Genomic DNA, 3,583 nt, shown 5'->3' with positions numbered 1-3,583 from the left:
CGGACAGCTGGTTCCTTCGGCCGGGGCCGGAGCCTTGGCCTTCGCCCCGCCGCAGGGCGCGCCGCTCAGCTTCGCCGACATCTTCCAGCAGGTCGCCCCCGCCGTGGTGCAGATCGACGTGAAGACCCGCGTCCAGCGCCCGCGCGGCGGCGTGTTCCAGATTCCCGGCTTCGGCGCCGTGCCCATCCCCGGCGCGCCGGGCGGCTCGGAAGAGGGCGAAGAGGACAACTCGACCACGGCCCTGGGCGCCGGTTCGGGCTTCCTGATCTCAGCGGACGGTTTCATCGTCACCAACAACCACGTCGTCGAGAACGCCGAGGAGATCAACGTCAAGTTCAGCGACGGCCGCGAGTTGAAGGGCAAGCTGATCGGCCGCGACGAAGGCACCGACCTGGCTGTGATCAAGGTCGAAGGTTCGGCCTTCCCGTTCGTCAGCTTTGAAGAGACCGCCGAGCCGCGCGTCGGCGACTGGGTCATCGCTGTCGGCAACCCCTTCGGCCTGGGTGGCACGGCGACGGCGGGCATCGTCTCGGCCAAGTCGCGCGACATCGATCCGGCTGGCTACAACGAATATCTGCAGATCGACGCCGCCATCAACCGGGGCAACTCGGGCGGGCCGACCTTCGACATCTATGGTCGCGTGATCGGCGTGAACACGGCGATCTTCTCGCCGTCGGGCGGCTCGGTCGGCATCGGTTTCGCCATTCCGGCCAGCACGGCCAAGGCAGTCGCCGATAAGCTGATGCGCGGCGAAAGCGTCGAGCGCGGCTATCTGGGCGTTCAGATCCAGACCCTGTCCAAGGAGGCGGCGGCGGCCCTGGGCTTGAGCGAAGATACCAAGGGCGCCTATGTCGCCGAGGTGACCGCCGGCGCTCCCGGCGAGCGCGGCGGCATGCAGATCGGCGATGTTGTCACCAGCGTGAACGGCGAGGCGGTCGACAGCTCGACCGAACTGACCCGCCGCGTGGCGCGCGCCCGGCCCGGCGATACGCTGCGGCTGGAAGTTCTGCGCGACGGCAAGCGCCAGACACTGAACATCCGCGCCGGCACCCGTCCGTCAGAAGCCGAGCTGAACGGCGGCCAGGATTCGGGCGCTCAGCAACCGGGCGAGGACGGTGCGGCTGTCGGCCAGTCGATCGAGGGCATGACCGTGACGCCGATCACTGCAGCCCTGCGTCAGCGCTATTCGATACCGGAGGATATGCAGGGCGTGGTGGTCACCGCTGTCGCTCCGCGTTCGGAAGCGGGCAAGATGCGCATGCCCGTCGGTACGGTGATCCAGCGCGCCAACAACCGCGTGGTCCGCACTGAGGCCGACTTGAAGGCGGCTGTCGACGCAGCGCGCGCAGCCGGGCGTCCGGGGGTCTTCCTGTTGGTGCGGACACCAGCAGGCAACTCTTCGGTGGTTCTGCCCTTCGCCAAGTCTGAATAAGGCGTAACTCACGGGATCGGCGGCGATGCGCTAACATCGCCGCCGAATCTTTTTTGGGAGGCTGCATGCGTATTCTGGTGGTTGAGGACGACGCTGAAGCCGCGACCGCCATGGTGCGCGGCCTCAGCGAGGCCGGGCACGAAGTCACCCATGCGGTGGACGGCGCCTTCGGCCTGCTGGAAACGCAGAAGGGCGGCTATGACGTCTATGTCGTGGACCGCATGATGCCGCGCCTGGACGGCGTGGGCATGGTCGAGATGGTGCGCAAGGGCGGCGATCAGACGCCGGTGCTGTTCCTGTCCGCCCTGGGCGAGGTCGAGGACCGAGTCACGGGCCTGAAGGCGGGCGCCGACGACTATCTGGTCAAGCCCTACGCCCTGGCCGAACTGGTCGCGCGGGTCGAGGCCCTGTCGCGCCGTCGCGAGACGGGCGGGGTGCAGACCGTGCTCAAGGTCGGCGAGCTGGAGATGAACCTGATCGCCCGCACCGTTCACCGCAACGGTCAGGAGATCGACCTGCAGCCGCGTGAGTTCCAGTTGCTGGAATTCCTGATGCGCCACGCGGGCCAGTCGGTCACGCGCACCATGCTGCTGGAGAAGGTCTGGGAGTACCACTTCGACCCTCAGACCAACGTCATCGACGTGCACATCAGCCGCCTGCGCTCCAAGATCGACAAGGGCTTCGACAAGGCCATGCTGCAGACCGTGCGCGGCGCGGGGTACCGGCTGGAGGCGTAAGGCCCTGGCATGAAACTGCCCTCGCTCTTTCGACGGACGCCCTTTCGGCTGACGCTGCTGTTTCTGGCGCTGTTCGTGGCGACGGCTAGTGCGGTGCTGGCCTATGTCTATTTCGCCTCGGCGTCCGAGGCGCGGGCGCGGGCCGAGGCCAGCGTCAAGGCTGAGGTCGAGGGGCTGACCGCCGTCTATCGCACACGGGGGCGCGATGCGTTGAACCAGGTGCTGGTCGAGCGCACGCTGAAGGGCGGGCCCTATCTCTATCTGCTGATGGCGCCGGATCGTTCCGTCATCACCGGCAATGTCTCGGAATCGCCGCTGGACCCGCCCAAGGCGGACGCGCCGCCGTCGACCGCGCGCTGGGACGATTTTCGACTGACCGACACGGACGAAGACGGGCGCGTGCGCCGTCGCGGCGCCATTGGCGTGGAAACGACCCTGTCGGGCGGCGAGCACCTGTTCGTCGGCGAGGACATCGGCGACATCGAGGCCTATCTGGCGCGGCTGACTCAGGCCCTGTGGGGCGCGATGGTCATGGTGCTGGTGCTGGGCGTCGGCGGCGGGCTGTGGATCAGCCGGGGCGTCGAGCGCGCCATGGCCGGTCTGAACCGCGTGGTGGCGGCGGTGCAGGAGGGCGACCTGAAGACCCGCGTGCCGATCCGCCACTCCGGCGACGAACTGGACGAACTGGCCGAGGGGCTGAACGGGATGCTGGATCGGCTGGAGGGCTCGATGGCCTCGATCCGCCACGCGGGCGACGCCATCGCCCATGACCTGCGGACCCCGCTGAACCGGATGAAGGCCAAGATGGAGGTCGCCCTGATCGACGCCGAGGCGGGACGGACGTCGGGCGTCGACGCTCTCGGCGTGGCGCTGGACGAGGCGGACGCCTTGCTGAAGACCTTCAACACCGTCCTGGCCATCGCCCGTCTGCAGGCGGGCGGGGCGCCGGATCCCAAGGTGTTCGACGCCGCAGACCTGGCCGCCGACATGGCCGAGCTGTACGAACCGGCGGGCGAGGACAAGGGGCTGGAGTTCGCCGCCGAGATCGAGAAGGGGCTGCTGATCGAGGGCAACCAGCCCTTCCTGGCCCAGGCGCTCGCCAATCTGATCGACAACGCCATCAAATATACGCCCGAAGGCGGGGCGGTGATGTTCCGCGCGCGCCGCCGTTCGTCGGGCGATGTGGAGTTTTCCGTCACCGACAACGGACCGGGCGTGCCGGACGAGGATCGCGAGCGCGTGCTGCAACGCTTCGTCCGACTGGACAACAGCCGCACCGAGCCGGGGTCGGGCCTGGGCCTGTCGCTGGTGACGGCGGTGGCCGAGGCGCACGGCGGGCGCATCCAACTGGACGAGGGGCCGGGCGTCTATGACGGGCGCGGGCCGGGCCTGCGCGTAGCCCTGATCCTGCCCG

Annotated in this window: 3 protein-coding genes; all 3 read left to right on the top strand. The window is 68.5% G+C overall.

Translation table 11 applies throughout. The annotated features are described in order from the left end of the window. Positions 1–1,432 (top strand): Do family serine endopeptidase (locus RT567_RS14965; RefSeq protein ID WP_313577042.1); only part of this gene is annotated, 1,432 nt, incomplete at its 5' end. Positions 1,433–1,497: 65 nt separating this feature from the next. After that, positions 1,498–2,169 (top strand): response regulator transcription factor, encoded by a 672-nt coding sequence (locus tag RT567_RS14960; RefSeq protein WP_087140993.1) that lies wholly within the window; start codon positions 1,498–1,500, stop codon positions 2,167–2,169. 9 nt (positions 2,170–2,178) lie between these two features. Next, positions 2,179–3,583 (top strand): ATP-binding protein (locus RT567_RS14955; RefSeq protein ID WP_313577041.1); only part of this gene is annotated, 1,405 nt, incomplete at its 3' end.

Origin of the sequence: Brevundimonas sp. (assembly GCF_032107865.1) — a bacterium.
Taxonomy (GTDB): domain Bacteria; phylum Pseudomonadota; class Alphaproteobacteria; order Caulobacterales; family Caulobacteraceae; genus Brevundimonas.
The sequence above is the reverse complement of the archived record's forward strand: the minus strand, read 5'-3'. Positions and strand labels throughout refer to the sequence as shown.